Origin of the sequence: Thioalkalivibrio sp. ALE23 (assembly GCF_000378545.1) — a bacterium.
In the GTDB taxonomy this organism is placed as follows: domain Bacteria; phylum Pseudomonadota; class Gammaproteobacteria; order Ectothiorhodospirales; family Ectothiorhodospiraceae; genus Thioalkalivibrio.
In genome coordinates this window covers 77,032-95,331 of record NZ_KB900033.1, presented here as the reverse complement: position 1 = coordinate 95,331, position 18,300 = coordinate 77,032, and the positions used below count along the sequence as shown (strand labels likewise).

Below are 18,300 nucleotides of genomic sequence, written 5' to 3'. Positions count from 1 at the left end.
CGAAACAGAAACTTGCGAGCACCCCCCGGGCGTGTCGATACTGCGGTTTCCAGGGTCGCCCGGAGAGCGATGTTGATCCGCAAACTCCTGATCGCCAACCGCGGCGAGATCGCCGTCCGGATCATCCGCGCCTGCCGCGAGCAGGGCGTCACGCCGGTGGCCGTGCATACGGACGCCGACCGCCACGCCCTGCATGTCCATCGCGCGGCGGAAGCGGTCGACCTCGGCCCCGACACCGAGTCCGGTTACCTCGACACCGCCCGCCTGGTGGAAGCCGCCCGGGCGCGGGGCTGCGACGCCGTGCATCCGGGCTACGGCTTCCTGTCGGAAAACGCCGATTTTGCCGAGGCCGTCACGCAGGCCGGCCTGATCTGGGTGGGTCCGCCGGCCGAGGTCATCCGGCGCATGGGCGACAAGGTCGCCGCGCGGGCGACCATGCAGGCGGCCGGTGTCCCGGTCACGCCCGGATCCGACGGCAACCTCGCCGATGCCGAGGAAGCCCGCGCGGTGGCCGACCGCATCGGCTACCCGGTGATGCTCAAGGCGACCAGCGGGGGCGGCGGACGCGGGATTCGCCTGTGCGAGGACGCCGCCGCGGTGGAGCGGCAGTTCGAACGCGTACGCTCGGAGGCCACGCGGGCCTTCGGCCGCACCGAGATCTTCCTCGAGAAGGCGGTGCTCAATCCACGCCACATCGAAGTCCAGATCCTCGCCGATGCCGCCGGCCGCGCCGTCCACCTGTACGAGCGCGACTGTTCCATCCAGCGGCGTCACCAGAAACTCCTGGAGATCGCCCCGTCGCCGGCCCTGACGAGCGACCAGCGGGAACACCTCGGCGCCCTGGCGGTGCGCGCCGCCGAGGCGGCGGGCTACCGCAACGCGGGGACGGTCGAGTTCCTCCTGGACCATGAAGGGTCCTTTCATTTCATGGAGATGAACACGCGTCTTCAGGTGGAACATCCGGTCACCGAAATGATCACCGGCATCGATCTGGTCCAGGCACAGCTGCGCGTGGCGGCCGGTGAACCACCGGGATTCACCCAGGCCGACATCCATCCGCGCGGGATGGCGATCGAATTCCGCATCAATGCCGAAGACCCGGCGAACGACTTCCGCCCCGACACGGGCCGGATCACGCGTTTCGTGCCGCCCGGGGGCCCGGGGGTGCGCACCGACAGCGCGCTGTACGACGGTTACGTGATCCCGTCGAATTTCGACTCGATGTGCGCCAAGCTGATCGTTCACGCCGATACCTGGCCCGCCCTGCTGGCCCGTTGCCAGCGTGCGCTGAACGACCTCGAACTGCGCGGCGTACACAGCACCGTGCCTTACCACCTGGCCATTCTGGACGATCCGGATTTCCGCAGCGGCCACTTCGACACCGGATTCATCGAAGCCCGACCCGGGCTGGCACACCTCCGGCCGCGGCCCGATCCGCGCCGCCGGGCGGCACTGGTGGCGGCCGCGATCGCCGCCCATCACGGCCTGCAGACATGGGCATGATGAGCCGACCATCCCTTTCCCTTCTGCCAATGGACCGCCCATGGACCGCGTTCGCCTGACCGACGTGACCCTGCGCGACGGGCACCAGTGCCTGATCGCGACCCGCCTGCGGACCGAGGACATGCTGCCGGCCTGTGCGCAGCTGGATGCCATCGGTTTCCACTCACTGGAGGTCTGGGGCGGCGCCACCTTCGACGCCTGCCTGCGCTACCTGGGCGAGGACCCGTGGGAACGGCTGCATCGCCTGAAGGCCGCCCTGCCCCGCACCCCGCTGCAGATGCTTCTGCGTGGCCAGAATCTGCTGGGCTATCGCCATTATGCCGACGACGTGGTGCGCGCCTTCGTGGAGCGCGCGGTGGCAGGCGGGATCGACATCATCCGCATCTTCGACGCGATGAACGATGCGCGAAACCTTCGGGTGGCGATCGAGGCGACCCGCGAGGCCGGGGCCCACGCCCAGGGCACGCTCTGCTACACCACCGGGCCAGTGCATGACAGCGGCCAGTTCGTGGCGCTGGCGCGCGAACTCACGGCCATGGGGGCGCAGAGCATCGCGATCAAGGACATGGCCGGACTGCTGACACCTTCGGCCACGCGCGAACTGGTCACCGAACTGGTCGACGCCCTGGACGTACCCGTGCATCTGCATGCCCACGCGACCTCGGGCCTGTCCGAGCTGTGCCACTGGGAGGCGATCCGTGCCGGCTGCCGGCACATCGAAACCGCGCTGACGCCATTCGCCGGCGGTACCAGCCACCCGCCGACCGAGAGCATGGTGGCCGCACTGGCCGGCACGGAACACGACACCGGCCTTGACCTGGAAGCGCTGCAGACCGTCGCCCGCCATTTCCACGACGTGCGGCCGAAGTACCACCGCTTCGAGAGCCGCTTCACCGGGGTGGACACCCGTGTTCAGGTCAACCAGGTGCCCGGCGGCATGGTCTCGAATCTCGCCAGCCAGCTGCGCGAACAGGGTGCCCTGGACCATTTCGACGCGGTGCTGGAGGAAGTGCCGCGGGTCCGCGAGGACCTCGGATACCCGCCGCTGGTCACCCCGACCTCGCAGATCGTGGGCACCCAGGCGGTGATGAACGTGCTCGGTGGAGAGCGCTACGCCCATGTCAGCAACGAAGTGAAGCGCTATCTCGGCGGGCACTATGGCCGGGCCCCGGGACCGGTGAATGCCGAAGTGCGCCGCCGGGCGATCGGCGACGAGCCGGTGCTGGAAGAACGACCGGCCGACCGCCTGGAACCGGAGATGGAACGGCTGACCGCCGAGGCCGGCGACCTTGCCGAATCACCGGAGGACGTCCTCACCTGCGCGCTGTTCCCCGAGATCGGCCGACGCTTCCTCGAGGACCGGCGTGCCGGGACCCTCGCCCCGGAACCCCTGGACCTGCCCGGCGATGACCGCCCCGGCTGCCCCGCGCCGCGGCGTTTCGTCCTGCAGCTCGACGGCGAAGACCACGAGATCGAGATCCGCGGCAGCGGACCCCGCGCCGATGGCCACCGGACCCTGTTCCTCAGCGTGGACGGCCTGCCCGAAGAGGTTGGCGTGCACACCCTGGATACCCAGGTCACCGGCCCCTCCGGGACGTCCGCAGCGGAGTCGGCGGCGCCATCCGCCGGCGGCGCCGCGGGGCCGGCGGCCGGCCCCGGGGATGTCACTACTACCCTGCCCGGTACCGTGGTGGACATCCTGGTGGCCCCGGGCGACCCGGTGGAGGCCGGGCAGGCGGTGGTGGTGGTCGAGGCCATGAAGATGGAATCCGAACTCGTCGCCCCCGCCGCAGGCACCGTGACCGCAGTACATGTGGAACGCGGCGCCGCGGTGACCGCCGGGTGCGTGCTGGTCACTGTCGAAACCGCCGTCGCCACGAGAGACTGAGCCATGCCATCGCCGGAACGCAGCGTCATCCTTGCCTCGACCTCGCCCTATCGCGCACAGCTGCTGCAGCGTCTGGCGCTGCCGTTCGGCACCGATGCCCCCACCGTGGACGAACAGCCGTACCCCGGCGAAGCACCGGCGGATCTGGTCCGCCGCCTGGCCGAAGCCAAGGCACGCGCGGTCAGCGGGCGCCACGGCGACGCCCTGATCATCGGTTCCGACCAGAACGCCGCCCATGCCGAGCGCATCCTGGGCAAACCCGGAGACGAAACAAGCGCCCGCGAGCAACTGGCAATGCTTTCGGGGGGCACGGTCACCTTCCACACCGGGCTTTGTCTGCTGGACACCGCAACCGGCGAGGCCCAAGTGGAAGAGATCCCCTGCCGGGTGACCTTCCGCGATCTGGACGCCGCCGAGATCGCCGCGTACGTACGCCAGGACCAGCCGCTGGACTGCGCCGGGAGTTTCCGTTCGGAGGGTCTTGGCATCAGCCTGTTCGAACGCATGGACACCGAGGACCCCACCGCACTGGTCGGCCTGCCCCTGATCCGGCTGGCCGCCCTGCTGCGCGCGGCGGGCGTGAGCGTTCCCCCGCGTACCTGAATCCGGGACATTGGTCCGGCAGCGGTTTGCGGGTATGATTCGCGCGACTGACTGCAGCCATTGCCCGGTGATCCCCTGATGAATTCGTCGCAGGAGCTGCTCGACCATCTGAGCCGCAACAGCGCGCCCTACGAGGATCCGCTCCTGCGAGTGGAATGGGCGGCGTTGTCCCTGGACGATTTCTGGATCCCGGAGCCGGCCATCTCGCTGTACGGCACGCCGGAATACGACCGCCTGTCCGATGCGCTCAAACGGCGCCTGTCGCAATACGAATTCATCTACTTCATCAGCGGGGCCCTGTGGCTGGAGGGGCTGTTCATGGAGCGCATCGCACGCATCTCGATGCACTCCGCCGACCGCCTCGACCGGCTCAATTACCGTCTGCACGAACTGCGCGAAGAAGCCGGTCACAGCCTGATGTTCATCGAGTTCATGCGGCGCAGCGGTCTGGAACTGCCGCTCCGGCGGTTCCCCAAGCCGCGCATGGCCACGCTGGTCGGACGCTTCGCCCCGTTCGAATCGGCGGTGTTCTGGATTGCGGTGATGATCGGCGAAGAGGTCCCCGACCGCATGAACCGGCTGATCCGCCGCCACCGCGAGACCATCAGCCCCACGGTGCACGACGTGGTCACCACGCACATGATCGACGAGGCGCGGCACATGGCCCACGCCCGGGATACGCTGGAACAGCACATGGAAACCCTGCCGAACTGGCAGAAGATGCTGTACCGGCCGCTGATGCGCCGGGTGTTCCGCCAGTTCGTGCACGCGTTCTATTACCCCACGCAGGACATCTATCAGCTGGCCGGGCTGCCCGAGGGCCCCGACTACTGCCGCGTCGCCCGCAACAATCCGCAGCGCGCCGCGTTCATCGACGACTGCGTGGACCCCGCCCTGCAGCTCCTGCGCGAACAGGGCCTGGTCCTGCACTGGCGCTGACCCAAACCGGCCGCTGATCCGGATCACGGATCCCGAACGGCACGATGCGCTACCCTTCGGCCCATGCGCCCGACCCGCCGCCTCCGCCCCGCACTCTCCACGCGCCACCAGATCGAACTGGGCGTGTTCGTCGTGGTGCTGGTCGCCATTGCGCTGCGGGTATGGCTGCAGCCCGCGCCGGTCACCGAGCAGATCCAGTTCCGTGAGGAACTGCGGGTGGCCTTCGTGGAACATGCCCTGGGCCGCTCCGACCTGGCGGACTACGGAGGGCGCGAACAACTGGAACTGGAGCTCCTCGACCGCCTCGCCGAGCGTCTGGGCGTTTCCCTGGAGGTCCGGCGCGTGGAACGCCCCGCGGATGTCCACGCCCTGCTCCGGGCCGGTCGCGTCGATCTGGGAGCCGGTCTTCTCGTGCCGCCGGGCGACGATGCCGGACTGCGACGGGGCCCCGAGATTCTCGAGGTTCAGCGTATCCTGGCCTACTGGCAGGGGGCCGAGAACGGCGGCCCCCTGCTGTCGCCCATGGACATCCCCGCAGGCAGCCGGATCGGCGTCCCCGCCGGGGCATCGCTGCCGCCCATGCTGCATCGCCCGCACCGGGAGGATGGCCAGGATGATGTCGCCACCACGGCCCCGCATGAAGTCCTGCCCCTGCCCGGGCCGGAGCGGATGCGCGACGCCCTGGAGCGCGGCGAGATCGACTTTGCCCTGATGACATCGCTGGAATACCGGCGCCTGCAGCGGCTGCATCCCGAACTGCGCGCCGGCTACGAACTGGCCGGCACCACCCCGCTGGTCTGGCTGTTTCCCGACCGTGGCGACACCAGCCTGGAACGTGAAGCCGGACGCTTCCTGCAGTCCCTGCGGGACACCGGTGAACTGGAACGGCTACTGGATCGTTACCTCGGCCACCTGGAGACCCACGACCTGGTGGACACCCTGACCTTCGAGCGACGCGTCCATGACCGTCTGGAACGTTTTCGCGATCTGTTCGAGGCCGCCGGCGAGAAATACAACCTCGACTGGCGCTTCATTGCCGCCGTGGCCTATCAGGAATCGCACTGGAACCCCGACGCGGTCTCGCCCACCGGGGTGCGGGGCCTGATGATGCTCACCCGGGCCACCGCGCAGGATCTGGGGATCCCCGACCGCACCGATCCACAGGCCTCGGTGGACGGGGGCACGCGATACCTGCTGCAGATGCGCGAACGCCTGCCGGAAAGCATCCCCGAACCGGACCGGACCTGGATGACCCTGGCCGCCTACAACGTGGGCCTGGGGCATGTGAACGACGCACGTGCGCTGGCCGCCAACAACGGCGACGACCCGGACCGCTGGGTCGACGTGAAGGAATGGCTGCCGCGACTGGCCGAATCCCGCTGGTACGAACAGACCCGGCACGGCTACGCCCGCGGCTGGGAGCCGGTCAGCTACACCCGCAATATCCGCAGTTACTACGACAAGCTGATGCAGCGCTTTCCCGAACCCGGTGATCGCGTGCAGCCCTCCGCCAACGGCTATCGCGACACCCCGCTGGCACTGTAGCCGGGTTATTCGGCACGCCCTCCCGACGATCCGGCACAGTAGCGTGCCAGCAGGGACACGTCGGCGTCACCGCGCCCGTCCGCGCAGGCGGCGTCCACGGCAGCGCCGATCCGCCGGACCCCGTCCAGCTCCAGACCCGTGCGCCGGGCCAGCTCGGCCACGATCCCGGCGTCCTTCTGGTAGAGTCCCAGCTGGAACCCGGGCTCGAAGTCGCCGTCCAGCAGCCGCTGGCCGTGCACCTCGAGGATCCGCGATCCGGCAAAACCGCCCAGCAGCGCCTCGCGAATGCGTGCGGGATCCACGCCCTGCCCCTCGGCCAGCGCAAAGGCCTCGCCGATCGCCGCCAGGGTCTCGCCGACCACCAGCTGATTGCAGGCCTTGGCGATCTGCCCGGCACCGCTGTCACCGACATGGGTGAGCGTGGAGCCCACGGCCTCCAGCAGGGGGCGGATCTGCTCGACCGCGGCCGCGGGCCCGCCGATCATCAGGCTCAGGGTACCGGCGCGGGCACCGGGCTCGCCCCCCGAAACCGGGGCGTCGATGAACACCATGTCACGCTCCGCCGCGGCGCGTGCGAGCTCGCGGGAACGTACCGGCTCGATGGTGCTGTGGTCGATGATGATCAGGCCCGGACGACCGTGTTCGAGCACCCCGCCGGGCCCCTCCATCAGGGCCGCAAAGTCGGGCGTGTCCGAAACGTTGAGCACCAGGACGCGGACCTGCGCGAGCAGCCCGGCCAGATCCCCGTGCACCCGGGCACCGTCCGGTTCGAGGGCCCGCGCCTGTTCCGGACGCCGGGCCCAGACATGCACCTCGGCCCCGGCCGCGATCAGATTGCGGGTCATGGGGGCACCCATGATGCCCAGGCCCACGCAGCCGACCGGCTGCAACGCGGCGGGGATCGTCGCTGACGACATGGAAAACTCCTCGGACTGGAAATCCGGCCAACGTAGCAGAAAAGGAGCCTGCATTGATTCGCAACCTCAGTCCGCATGCCACCGGTGCCCTGTTCGCGTTCATCGGAGTCATGGCGATCAGCTTCGACGGCCTGCTGGTGCGCCTCGCCGATGCCAGCGCGCCGGACATCCTGTTCTGGCGCGGCCTGTTCATGGCGATCACCCTCACCGTCGTGCTGCGGCTGATGAACGGGCGCTGGAGCTGGGCCTGCATGCGGCGCGGCGGCATGGACGCGTGGTGGACCGCGACCGGATTCGCTGCCACCAACTATCTGTTCGTCCTCGCGGTTTTGCATACTACCGTCGCGAATGCCGTGGTCATCCTCGCCGCCTCGCCGCTGTTCGCGGCCCTGTTTTCGGGCCTGATCCTGCGCGAATGGATCCCGCTGCGGACCTGGGTCGCGATCCTGCTCAGCCTGGTCGGCATCGTCGGCGTGTTCGCCGGCTCGCTGGAAACCGGCGGCTGGCTGGGGGACCTGTTCGCGCTGGGCGCGGCGATGGTGGTCGGCCTCAAGCTGACCCTGCTGCGCCGTTCGCCGCAAATCGACCGGCTCGCGGTGATCGCCACCGGCGGCCTGCTGGGCGCGGTGATTGCGCTCTTCTTTGCCGCGCCGCTGGCTGTGTCGGCCACCCGCCTGGCCACGCTGCTGCTGATGGGCGCGGTCCAGCTGCCACTGGCGCTGGTGATGATCGCCCTGGCCACCCGTCACCTCCCGGCCGGCGAGGTCGCCCTGTTCCTGGTCCTGGAAGCGGTGTTCGGTACCCTGTGGGTCTGGCTGTTCCTGGCCGAAGCGCCGCCGCTGATGACGCTCGTTGCGGGGACGGCCGTTCTCGTGACCCTGGCCCTGCACGCGCTCGCCAGCTGGCGCGACGAGGCACACTGAAAGCCGGTTATACTCGGCGACAGGGAACAGCACGGGGAGCCCCATGCCGGGAAGGCACGATCCACCCGCGAAGGACCACGGACATCCGGCACGGATGTTCGCGGGACTGGCCTGGATACTGATGGGCTTCCTGCTGCTCTCGCTCGCCGGGGGCACCGCCCAGGCCCAGACTCCGGGTGGGCAATCCGACGACGCCGACGAGGCCGCCCCCACCATCACCCTGCATTTCTTCTGGACCCGCGAGTGTCCGCGCTGTCTGGACGCGCTGCCGGTGGTCCATCAGCTGGCGCAGGACTACCCCTGGCTGGCCGTGCGCAGCTACGACCTCACCGCACACCCGCAACTGGGCTCGCTCTACCGCCAGATGGCCGCCGAACGTGGCGAACAGGCCCGGGCGGTGCCCGGTTTCCTGTTCTGCGGGGCGATGCTGGAGGGGTTCGACACGCGCGGACGTCAGGAGGCCCGGCTGCGCGAATTGCTGGAGACCTGTCACCGGCGGGTTCAGGCCGGCGAACCGCCCGAGCTGGAACGCACGCTGTGGACCGGGGCCGAGCCGCTGCGCCTGCCCCTGTTCGGCGAGCTGCACCCCGACCGGCTGTCCCTGCCGGCGCTGACGCTGCTTCTCGCGGGCTTCGACGCGTTCAACCCCTGCGCCTTCTTCGTCCTCTTGTTCCTGCTGAGCGTGGTGGTGCACAGCCGCAGCCGGGGCCGCATCCTGCTGATCGGAGGGGTCTTCGTGACCATCTCGGGGGTCATCTACTTCACCTTCATGACCGCCTGGCTGAACGCCTTCCTGGTACTCGGCGAGATGCCTCTGATCACGCGCATCGCCGGGGCCGTGGCGCTGGCAATGGCGCTGATCAATATCAAGGACTACTTCCTGTTCAAGCGCGGGGTATCGCTGAGCATCCCGGATTCGGCCCGGCCGGGCCTGTTCCGCCGCATGCGCGAGCTGACCCAGGCCGACAGCCTGCCCTGGGTGCTGGGCGCCACCGTGGTCCTGGCGGTGGTGGTCAACCTCTACGAGATCCTGTGCACCCTGGGCTTCCCGATGATCTACACCCGGATCCTGACCACCCACGATCCCGGCGCGGTGAGCTATTACGGCTATCTGGTCGCGTACAACCTGATCTACGTGCTGCCGATGCTGGCGATCGTCGCCCTGTTCGCCTTCACCCTGGGCAACCGCAAGCTGCAGGAACACGAGGGGCGTCTGCTCAAACTGCTGTCCGGGATGATGATGCTGGCGCTGGGCCTGTTACTGCTGCTGCGCCCGGACCTGCTCTCCAGCCCGGTGTTCGCGATCGGGGCGATCGGCGTGGCCATCCTGCTGACACTGATCGTGCGCCGGCTCACCCGAGCACGCGCCTCGAACTGAGGAGGTTCCTGTCACACCCGGGCCGTCGGCTCGAACGGGACGACCAGGGCCTGCTCCTCCTCCTGCATCCGCTCGCGTTCTTCCTCGGCCGCATCCTGCAGCCCGAAGAACCACACCACGAACAGCAGCGTGAACACCACGAAGAACGCCATGCCCGCCCACGAGAGCACGTGCAGCACCGGTCCCGGGCGATCCTTTTCCGGCACCTCGGGACGCTGGATGGCGCGATAGTTGAGCCAGGCGAACACCGGCGAGGTCAGGAACGACACCACCATCGCGAACTGCAGCATCGCCAGCAGATCGGTCAGCAGGAACTGAATGATCACGATGCAGGCCACCACCGTGAACAGCAGCCATGCGACCAGCGTGCGCCGCAGCCCCGTCTCCGGGCGGTCGAACAGCAGCAGGGTGCTCATCGCCAGTGAGCGCGGCCAGCCGTCCATGCAGGTCAGGGTAGTACTGAACATCGCCGAAAACGCCGCCAGCACGATCAGCCAGTGCGCCCAGTCGCCGATGGTCGAGGTATACATCTCGATGAAGCGAGCGGAGAACTCGCCGGCCGTCATGTCAGCCAGCTCGATCCCTGCGCCCGCGCGGTACATCACCAGCGCACCCAGGGCGAGGAAGAACACCGCCAGGACCACGGTCACGATGTAGCCGATGTGGAAATCGGTGGTCGACTCGCCCACCGTGGCGCGGTGGCCGGTCTCGATCTCGCGCGAAGTCCGCCACAGCGACGGCCACGCCGCGATGTCGATGGGCGCCGGCATCCAGCCCATGAACATGATGATGAAGCCGATGGAGGCAAGGTCCCACGGGTCGCGCCCGACGAACCCCTCGGGGATCTCCGCGCTCTGCCAGATCGCCACGATCACCGCGGTCAGGGTGGACACCGCCAGCAGGAACACCACCACCTTGGCGATCTTGTCCAGCAGCTGATAATGCCCGGCGATGATGATGGCGGCACACAGCAACAGGATGCCGATGGCGATCCCGGTCACGTAATCGGCGGCATCCACGAACGGGAACGCCAGAAACAGACTGGCGGAGATGAACGCGACCCCCGCGGTATTGAGGAAGGCATTGACCAGATTCAGGCCAAAGAAGGCCGCGAGGAAGCCCTTCCCCATGCGCCGGTAGCCATGCAGGATCGTGTCACCCGTGGCCGCGCGGTACTTCACCGCGTACAGGAAGAACGGGTACTTGAACAGGTTGGCCAGCAGCAACAATCCCAGCAGGGACCAGCCGTAGAGTGCACCGGCCTGGGTCGAGGACACCAGATGGGAACCGCCGATCGCGGCGCCGGCCATCAGGATGCCCGGCCCGATCGCCTTGCCCAGATCCGTCCGGGGCTGCCAGAACAACTGCATGGATCACCTCGCGTTGGCCGGAACAGTCTGCCGCAGAGCTGCTGCCTTTGCAGGAGCGCGCCTGCGCGCAAACGCGGCGAAGGGTAGCGCATTGCCCCGGCGACGACCATGGGCACCGGAAATCCCCGCGCGGTCCTGCCCCCTTCGCGGCACCCGGCGGGAACGCCTTACACTGTGCGGGACCCCGACTACTCGTTTTGCGAAAAGGACACCCCTTGACCGCCATCCGCATCCAGGACCTGCGCAAATGGTACGACGGCACGCCGGTGGTGGACGGCGTCAATCTGGACATCCCGGAAGGCGAGTTCTTCGGCCTGCTGGGCCCCAACGGCGCGGGCAAGACCACCACCCTGCGCATGTTGCTGGGTCTCAGCCCCGTCGATGCCGGTCACATCGAGGTGCTCGGCGAGACGATGCCCGAAGGCGAGCGCCGGATCCGTCACCGCCTCGGGGTGGTCCCTCAGTTCGATACCCTCGACCCGGATTTCACGGTGGGCGAGAACATGTTCACCTACGCGTCCTACTTCGGCCTGTCCGGCCCGGTGCTGCAGGCGCGGGTCGATGCCCTGCTGGAGCGGGTCAACCTGAGCGACAAGCGCGACGCGCGCATCCAGTCGCTGTCCGGGGGCATGAAACGGCGCCTGACCCTCGCCCGCGCGCTGATCAACGACCCGGCCGCGGTGATCCTGGACGAACCCACGACCGGACTCGATCCACAGGCCCGTCACCACCTCTGGCGACAGCTGCGCGAGCTGCGGGCCTCGGGTGTCACCCTGGTGCTGACCACGCACTACATGGAGGAGGCCGAAGAGCTGTGCGACCGCATCGCGATCATCGACCATGGCCGCATCATCGCCTGTGACACGCCCGCCGGGCTGATCCGCGAGCACGTCGAGCCCTGGGTGGCCACGGTCGCCGGCCACGGCGCCGCCGCGTCCATCGAAAACGAACTGGGGCCGCGCGACCGCGCCCACCAGGTCGCCGACACCTGGCTGATCTACACCCCCGACCCGGAAGGCCTGCGCGGCCGGCTGGAGGCGCGCGGGGAACGCATGGGCCTGCGCGAGGCCAACCTCGAGGACGTCTTCCTCAAGCTCACCGGCCACGACCTGCGGGACTGAATACCCATGCGCCAGCGCACCCACCCCCTGCTGCCCCGGCCCGGCCCGCGCCTGTTCGCCGTATGGCGCCGCAACCTGCGGGTCTGGCGCAAGCTGCTGCTGCCCGCGGTGGTCGGCAACTTCGGCGAACCGATCCTCTACCTGCTGGCGTTCGGGGTCGGCTTCGGCGCCATGGTGGGCGAGGTCGACGGCATGCGCTACATGGTGTTCATCGCCTCCGGCATCGTCGCCTCCAGCGCGATGATGACCGCCAGCTTCGAGGGCATGTACTCGGCCTATACGCGCATGGCGGAACAGAACACCTGGCTCGGCATGCTCGCGACCCCGCTCACGCTGGACGACATCGTGTTCGGCGAGGCGGTGTGGGCGGCCACCAAGGGCCTGATCTCCGCGATCACCGTACTGATCGTGGCCAGCCTGCTGGGCCTGGTGGCCGATGCGCGCGCCCTGCTCGCACTGCCGGTGATCTTTCTCGCCGCCTTCACCTTCGGCGCCCTGGCGCTGGTCATCACCTCGCTGGCGCGCAGCTACGACTTCTTCCTCTACTACTTCACCCTGGCGGTCACCCCCATGCTGCTGCTGTCCGGGGTTTTCTTCCCCCTGGAACAGCTCCCCGGCTGGGTGCAGACCCTGACCTGGATGCTGCCGCTGGCTCATGTGATCGAGCTGGTGCGGCCATTGATGACCGGCGAATGGCCGGTCCGGTGGCTGCCCCATCTCGCGGTCATCACTGGCTACGGGGTCCTGGCCATCAGCGTGGCCAGCTACCGCATCCGCCGCCGGCTGTTGCAATAGAGCGGGAATGCTCCAATGATTCGCGTTGTCCTCTAAAACGAACCCTTTCCATCACCTTCAGGTACGAATCGATGAAGAACTGGCTGTTTGCAATCCTTCTGGCCCTGCCGGCCGCCGCGCTGGCGCAGAACGTGGAAATCCGTGACATCGAGGAAGGCGACGGCGACGAGGTCGTGCGTCATGACACCGTGACCGTACATTACACCGGCTGGGTGTACGAGGACGGCGAGGATCAGGGCGAACCCTTCGATTCCAGTCGTGACCGCGGCCAGCCGTTCACCCTGACCCTGGGTGCCGGCGAGGTCATTCCGGGCTGGGAGAAGGGCCTGGAGGGCATGCGCGAGGGTGGGAAGCGCGAGATCATCATCCCGCCGGAACTGGGCTACGGGTCACGCGGCGCCGGTGACGTGATCCCGCCGAACGCCACTCTGCGCTTCGAAGTGGAGATCCTGGAAGTGGAGCGGGCGCCCTTCGGCGGCCTGAACAATAACGAACTGGCCGGGATGCTGGAACGCGACGACGTGACCGTGGTCGACATCCGCCGGCCCGACGAATGGGCCGAGACCGGGGTGGTCGAAGGCAGCCTGCGCATGACCGCCTTCGACGAACGCGGCCAGTTCATTCCGCAATTCGGTCAGGCGTTCACCGATGCGGTAGACCCGGATGACACCGTGGTCCTGATCTGCCGCACCGGCAGCCGCACCGGCGTGCTGGCCCGCGCGCTGGCCGACGGTCTGGGGTACGAGGACGTCTACAACGTCACCGACGGCATCAAGCACTGGCTGGAAGAAGACCGCGTGGTGCAGCACGACTGCCCCGACACCGAGGAGACGGCGGTTTGCTGATGCGGCGACACGCCGGCCCCGGGGCCCTCGGTCTGGTCCTGCTGCTGCTCGCTGCCCCGGCACCGGGCGAAGAAGACAATCGTGAGGACCTTCCGGCGGTACTCCCCGAGCCGGTGACCACCACGCATTCGCTTGAAACGGTGGACGGCGAACGGCTGGAATACCGCGCGACGGTCGGCTACACCCCGCTGGGCGAGGATCGCGAACACCCCGAGGCACGGGTCTTCAGCGTGGCCTACACGGTGGAGGATGAAGACACCGACCGCCCGGTGACCTTCCTGTTCAACGGCGGCCCGGGGGCGGCCTCGGCCTATCTCAACGTCGGCGGACTCGGACCGCGGGTCCTGGACACCGACGACCGGGGCCTGTCGGCCGCCACGCCACCACGGCTGACGGACAACCCGAAGACCTGGCTGGCGTTTACCGACCTCGTCTTCATCGATCCGCCGGGCACCGGTTTCAGTCGGGTGATGGAGGCCGGCGATCCCGAAGATTTCTTCGAGCCGGAGGGCGACCTGGCCGCCCTGGAAGAAACCCTGGAACGCTGGCTGGACGACCACGGACGGCGCGGCGACCCGGTGTACCTCGGCGGGGAAAGCTATGGCGGCTATCGCGCCGGTGCCCTGCCCGCGCGGCTGATGCGCAACTCCGGCATCAGCGTCTCGGGCACGGTGCTGGTCTCCCCCGCGCTGGATTTCGGCATGCTCGAGGGCGGCACCGGCCGTCCGCTCCCGCACGCCCTGATGCTGCCGGCGCTGACCGCCTCGGCACGCGCGCATGACCGCCTGGGCGATGACCCGCCGAGCCTCGAGCAGGCGGAGGCATTCGCGCTGGGGGACTATCTCGAGGGGCTGCTGCACCCGGGACGGATCGACGCCGACTGGATCGATGAAGTGGCCCGCTTCACCGGCATCGACCGCGACCACCTGCGCGCGACCGGCGGCCGCATCACCCTGAACATGGCGCAGCGTGGCCTGCTGCGAGACGAGGGCCGGCTGGTCAGCCTGTACGATGGCGGGATCGATTCGCCGGATCCGGTCCCGACCCGCACGCGGCCGCGGGCCGATGCCATCCTCGACGGTCTGGTGGCCCCGCTGTCCACCGCCATGCTGGACCACCTGCGCAACACCCTGGACTGGTCGCACGGGCATCAGTATCGCCTGCTCAGCCGCGAGGTCTTCGGTGCCTGGGACTGGGACAGCTCGCAGCGGACCGGCCCGGCCTCGGCGATGGACGACCTGGCCACCGCCCTGGCACTCGATCCCCGCTTTCGCATCTTCAGCGTGCACGGCGAGGCCGACCTGATCACCCCCTATTTCGCCACCGAATGGCTGCTGGGGCAGATCGCGCATGCCGCGGACCCGGGCGACGACGAGCGCATCGTCACCGGCCGCTATCCCGGCGGGCACATGCTGTACATGCGTGCCGACACCAACGCCGGGCTGTTCGACGACGCCCGGCGCTTCTACACCGGACACGCAGAAGACGGAGCTGAAGCGGACCCCGACTGACCGCTTGCCGACCCGGGCGCCCTCCGGTTACTGTAATTATGAACAGTATCCGGAGCCGCCCCCGTGTCGTCCGTCCCGTCGCTCACCCCGCGCCAGCAGGCCATCCTCGACTACATCACCGAGGTGGTGACCACCCAGGGCACCGCGCCTACGCGCAACGAGATCGCCGCGGCCTTCGGTTTCCGCTCGCCGCATGCGGCGGAATGCCACCTCAAGGCCCTGGTGCGCAAGGGTGCGATCGAACTGGTGGGCGGGGCGGCCCGCGGGATCCGCCTGTCCCCCGACACGCGCCCCTCGCCCGCCACGCCGTCCGGGGCGGAGGGCATTCCCCTGATCGGCCGGGTCGCGGCCGGCTCGCCGCTGCTGGCCACCGAACACATCGAGGGGCACTACCAACTCGGCGACGCCCTGTTCCGCGCCCGCCCCGACTACCTGCTGCGGGTACACGGCGAAAGCATGCGCGATGCCGGCATCCTCGACGGTGACCTGCTCGCCGTGCGCCGCACGCCGGAGGCCCGGGATGGCCAGATCGTGGTCGCGCGCATCGAGGACGAGGTCACGGTCAAGCGCTTCCACCACGATGGTTCGCGGATCCGCCTGCTGCCCGAAAACCCGGATTTCGCCCCCATCGAGATCGACCCCGAGCGCCGCGAACTCGCGATCGAGGGGATCGGCGTGGGCGTGCTGCGCGATCTGGAAAGGGAATGAGCCGCGCCCTGGACTCACTGCTGGAACACCCGTCCCTGTGGCGCGGCCGCCAGGGCGCCCCCGCCAGCGGCGACGCGGTCTGGCCAGCGGGGACACCCGAACTGGAAACGGCCCTGGGCGGCGGCTGGCCGCGCGGCCAGCTGGTGGAACTGCTGGGCGCGCCCTTCGGCAGCGGCGAGACCCGCCTGCTGGTCCCGATGCTCGCCGCCTGCGGGCGCGCACGGCTGTGGATCGCCCTGATCGGCCCGCCGGCCACCCCCTGGCTCCCCGGCTGGCAACAGCTGGGCATTCCCCCGGAGCGGGTCCTGCTGGTGCGGGCCGACCAGGACGGCGAACGCCTGTGGAGTGCGGAACAGTGCCTGCGCGACCCGGCCTTTGGCGTGTTGCTGATCTGGATCCATGGCCCCGCGGAGACCGCACGACTGCGGCGTCTGCGCCTGGCGGCCGGCGAAAGCCGCGCCTGTGCCGTGCTCCATCGTCCACCACAGGCCGCGGAACAGCCCTCACCCGCACATCAGCGCCTGCAATGGCAGCCCCATGGCCGGGGCCTGCGCCTGCACTTCATCAAGGGCAGCGGCGCCCGGTACCGGCGCGGCCGGCCGCTGGATCTCTCCGTGGCACACCCGCCTCCCGCGGAGGGCACCCCGTGATCCCGGACGCACGCCCTGCGCGGCCGGCACCCGACACGGAGCAAGCCCCCCCGGGTCCGACCCTGCAACTGCTCCCGGGGCTCCCGGGGCTCCCGGAGCCGGCGCGGGAACCTGACCCCGCTCCCGTCCCCGCGCCGGAGGCCCGGGAATGCTGGCTGGCCGTGCAGCTTCCGCATCTGGCCCTGGACCTCCAGGCCCGCCGCCGCGCGGATGCCGACCGTCTCGCGCAGCACCCCCTGCTGATCGTGGAACGCGGGGAACGCCCCCGGGTGCATGCCGCCAACCGTGCCGCGCGCCGCGCCGGCGCCCGTCCGGGCATGCCCCTGGGCGATGCCCTGGCCCTGCTGGACACCCCGGAACTGATCGAGGACGACCCGGCGGCCCGTGCGCGCGAGATTCACCAGCTGGCCGCCGCCCTGCTGCAGTTCAGCGACCACGTGCATCCCGAACCCGAAGAGCAGCGCATCCTGCTCGAGGCCGGGCGCAGCCGGCGCCTGTTCGGCGGGCTTCCGGCCCTGCGCGAACGCGTGGAGGCCCTGCTGCGCGAACTGGGTTTCCAGCCGCGCACCGGCATGGCCCGCAGCCCGGCCGCTGCACGGCTGTTCGCCACGCACCGGCACCCGGAGATCCCCGAGGACCGCGACGCCCTGCGCCGCAATCTGGCACGCTTCCCGCTGAACACCCTGCCGTTGCCCGCGGGCACCCGCGAGGCCCTACAGGCCACCGGCCTGCGGATGTTCGGTGACCTGCTGCGTCTGCCGCGCGCGGAACTGGCACGACGCCACGAACCGGCACTGCTGCAGACCATCGACCGCCTGCTGGGCGATGCCCGCGAGGCCCTGCCGCGCTTTTGTCCCCCGGCCACCCTGGAACTCGCCCTGCGCCTGGATCACGAAATCCGCGCAAGCACCGCGCTGGTGTTCCCGCTGCGCCGCCTGCTGCAGCAGGCCGAGCAGCAATTGCGCGGGCGGGCCCTGAGCCTGCAGCGCATGCAGCTGGAACTGCGGCATCGCGAGGCCACCACCCGCCTGAGCCTGGAACGCGGCCAGCCGGGCATCCGCGCGGCGGACTGGCTGAGCCTGTGGCAGACCCGACTGGAGCGCGAAACCCTGCAGGCCCCGGTCATCGGCCTGCGCCTGCACGCGGCCGACCTGCTGGACCCGCCCGCCACCGATGACGGCCTGCTGACCGGAGACCCCGCCGGCGAGAACAACCCGGGCACGCACCTGCCCGCCGTGCTTGCCCGCCTGCGGGCGCGCCTGGGGGCACAGAAGGTCGGCGGCCTGAGCAACCGGGGAACCCCGGCCCCGGAAGACGCGCAGGAGCCCGTCGGCTCCACCCTGCAACGGGGCCGATCCACGCCCGGTCCCGCGCAGCAGGCCTGCGGCACGGCCCTGTGGGTGCACGCGCCGGTGCCGGCAGCGGCCACGGATCTGCAGGGGCTGCAGCCCCTGGGACGCATGGAAAACGGCTGGTGGGACCGGGGAAACGATCAGCGCCGCGACTATGCCCTGGCGCGCGACCCCCGCGGTCGCGGGGTCTGGGTGTTCCGCTGCCTGCGCAGCGGGCAATGGTATCGCCAGGGCTACTGGGGATAGCCCCCG

Annotated in this window: 16 protein-coding genes; 14 read left to right on the top strand and 2 right to left on the bottom strand. The window is 69.3% G+C overall.

The genetic code is table 11. The annotated features are described in order from the left end of the window. The first annotated feature begins 72 nt into the window (after positions 1-72). The 5 genes from F573_RS0107180 to mltF all read left to right on the top strand — a co-directional run bounded on the left by F573_RS0107180 (position 73) and on the right by mltF (position 6,478). Positions 73-1,503, top strand: a complete 1,431-nt coding sequence (locus F573_RS0107180; protein ID WP_026300844.1) for an acetyl/propionyl/methylcrotonyl-CoA carboxylase subunit alpha — start codon at positions 73-75, stop codon at positions 1,501-1,503. A gap of 40 nt (positions 1,504-1,543) precedes the next feature. After that, entirely contained in the window at positions 1,544-3,391 is a 1,848-nt protein-coding gene (gene oadA / locus F573_RS0107175; RefSeq protein ID WP_019022013.1) for a sodium-extruding oxaloacetate decarboxylase subunit alpha, read from the top strand. Positions 3,392-3,394: 3 nt separating this feature from the next. Continuing rightward, positions 3,395-3,994: a nucleoside triphosphate pyrophosphatase gene (locus F573_RS0107170; RefSeq protein WP_019022012.1), complete on the top strand. Its 600-nt coding sequence runs from the start codon at positions 3,395-3,397 to the stop codon at positions 3,992-3,994. A 78-nt stretch (positions 3,995-4,072) separates the two neighbouring features. Beyond that, on the top strand, positions 4,073-4,933 hold the full coding sequence (locus F573_RS0107165; protein WP_019022011.1) for a diiron oxygenase: 861 nt from the start codon (positions 4,073-4,075) through the stop codon (positions 4,931-4,933). Positions 4,934-4,996: 63 nt separating this feature from the next. After that, on the top strand, positions 4,997-6,478 hold the full coding sequence (mltF, locus tag F573_RS0107160) for a membrane-bound lytic murein transglycosylase MltF (RefSeq protein ID WP_019022010.1): 1,482 nt from the start codon (positions 4,997-4,999) through the stop codon (positions 6,476-6,478). Between the two features lie 5 nt (positions 6,479-6,483). On the opposite strand, the gene F573_RS0107155 is transcribed toward mltF, so the two are convergent. Further along, complete coding sequence (locus F573_RS0107155; protein ID WP_026300843.1) at positions 6,484-7,395, bottom strand: NAD(P)-dependent oxidoreductase; 912 nt, start codon at positions 7,393-7,395, stop codon at positions 6,484-6,486. Between the two features lie 53 nt (positions 7,396-7,448). Here F573_RS0107155 and F573_RS0107150 point away from each other — a divergent pair, with 53 nt between their 5' ends. Both F573_RS0107150 and F573_RS0107145 read left to right on the top strand, forming a co-directional pair. Continuing rightward, the gene (locus F573_RS0107150; protein ID WP_019022008.1) at positions 7,449-8,318 is read left to right on the top strand and encodes a DMT family transporter; all 870 of its coding nucleotides are present in this window, start codon (positions 7,449-7,451) and stop codon (positions 8,316-8,318) included. A 94-nt stretch (positions 8,319-8,412) separates the two neighbouring features. Continuing rightward, a complete protein-coding gene (locus F573_RS0107145) occupies positions 8,413-9,696 on the top strand; it encodes a thioredoxin family protein (RefSeq protein ID WP_019022007.1) in 1,284 nt (427 codons plus the stop codon). An 11-nt stretch (positions 9,697-9,707) separates the two neighbouring features. On the opposite strand, the gene F573_RS0107140 is transcribed toward F573_RS0107145, so the two are convergent. Further along, complete coding sequence (locus F573_RS0107140; RefSeq protein ID WP_019022006.1) at positions 9,708-11,066, bottom strand: NRAMP family divalent metal transporter; 1,359 nt, start codon at positions 11,064-11,066, stop codon at positions 9,708-9,710. 215 nt (positions 11,067-11,281) lie between these two features. Here F573_RS0107140 and F573_RS0107135 point away from each other — a divergent pair, with 215 nt between their 5' ends. The 7 genes from F573_RS0107135 (at position 11,282) to F573_RS0107105 (ending at position 18,294) form a co-directional block, all read left to right on the top strand. Next, positions 11,282-12,187: an ABC transporter ATP-binding protein gene (locus F573_RS0107135; RefSeq protein WP_019022005.1), complete on the top strand. Its 906-nt coding sequence runs from the start codon at positions 11,282-11,284 to the stop codon at positions 12,185-12,187. Positions 12,188-12,193: 6 nt separating this feature from the next. Next, on the top strand, positions 12,194-12,982 hold the full coding sequence (locus F573_RS0107130; RefSeq protein WP_019022004.1) for an ABC transporter permease: 789 nt from the start codon (positions 12,194-12,196) through the stop codon (positions 12,980-12,982). A gap of 71 nt (positions 12,983-13,053) precedes the next feature. Continuing rightward, a complete protein-coding gene (locus tag F573_RS0107125) occupies positions 13,054-13,827 on the top strand; it encodes an FKBP-type peptidyl-prolyl cis-trans isomerase (protein WP_019022003.1) in 774 nt (257 codons plus the stop codon). Next, entirely contained in the window at positions 13,827-15,338 is a 1,512-nt protein-coding gene (locus F573_RS0107120; RefSeq protein WP_038033265.1) for a S10 family peptidase, read from the top strand. The genes F573_RS0107125 and F573_RS0107120 overlap by 1 nt, the downstream gene beginning before the upstream one ends. Positions 15,339-15,401: 63 nt before the next feature. Further along, a complete protein-coding gene (lexA, locus tag F573_RS0107115; RefSeq protein WP_019022001.1) occupies positions 15,402-16,046 on the top strand; it encodes a transcriptional repressor LexA in 645 nt (214 codons plus the stop codon). Further along, positions 16,043-16,696, top strand: a complete 654-nt coding sequence (imuA, locus tag F573_RS0107110; protein WP_018869342.1) for a translesion DNA synthesis-associated protein ImuA — start codon at positions 16,043-16,045, stop codon at positions 16,694-16,696. Before lexA ends, imuA begins: the two co-directional genes overlap by 4 nt. Before the next feature lie 155 nt (positions 16,697-16,851). Then, positions 16,852-18,294 carry a DNA polymerase Y family protein gene (locus F573_RS0107105; RefSeq protein ID WP_026300842.1) on the top strand — a complete coding sequence of 481 codons (1,443 nt, stop codon included), beginning with the start codon at positions 16,852-16,854 and terminating at the stop codon, positions 18,292-18,294. Positions 18,295-18,300: the final 6 nt, after the last annotated feature.

Bases quoted from the DNA above. Each gene is read 5' to 3' on its own strand.
- oadA (WP_019022013.1), top strand. From the start codon at position 1,544: ATGGACCGCGTTCGCCTGACCGACGTGACCCTGCGCGACGGGCACCAG.
- F573_RS0107170 (WP_019022012.1), top strand. From the start codon at position 3,395: ATGCCATCGCCGGAACGCAGCGTCATCCTTGCCTCGACCTCGCCCTAT.
- F573_RS0107165 (WP_019022011.1), top strand. From the start codon at position 4,073: ATGAATTCGTCGCAGGAGCTGCTCGACCATCTGAGCCGCAACAGCGCG.
- mltF (WP_019022010.1), top strand. From the start codon at position 4,997: ATGCGCCCGACCCGCCGCCTCCGCCCCGCACTCTCCACGCGCCACCAG.
- F573_RS0107155 (WP_026300843.1), bottom strand. From the start codon at position 7,395: ATGTCGTCAGCGACGATCCCCGCCGCGTTGCAGCCGGTCGGCTGCGTG.
- F573_RS0107145 (WP_019022007.1), top strand. From the start codon at position 8,413: ATGTTCGCGGGACTGGCCTGGATACTGATGGGCTTCCTGCTGCTCTCG.
- F573_RS0107140 (WP_019022006.1), bottom strand. From the start codon at position 11,066: ATGCAGTTGTTCTGGCAGCCCCGGACGGATCTGGGCAAGGCGATCGGG.
- F573_RS0107130 (WP_019022004.1), top strand. From the start codon at position 12,194: ATGCGCCAGCGCACCCACCCCCTGCTGCCCCGGCCCGGCCCGCGCCTG.
- F573_RS0107125 (WP_019022003.1), top strand. From the start codon at position 13,054: ATGAAGAACTGGCTGTTTGCAATCCTTCTGGCCCTGCCGGCCGCCGCG.
- F573_RS0107120 (WP_038033265.1), top strand. From the start codon at position 13,827: ATGCGGCGACACGCCGGCCCCGGGGCCCTCGGTCTGGTCCTGCTGCTG.
- imuA (WP_018869342.1), top strand. From the start codon at position 16,043: ATGAGCCGCGCCCTGGACTCACTGCTGGAACACCCGTCCCTGTGGCGC.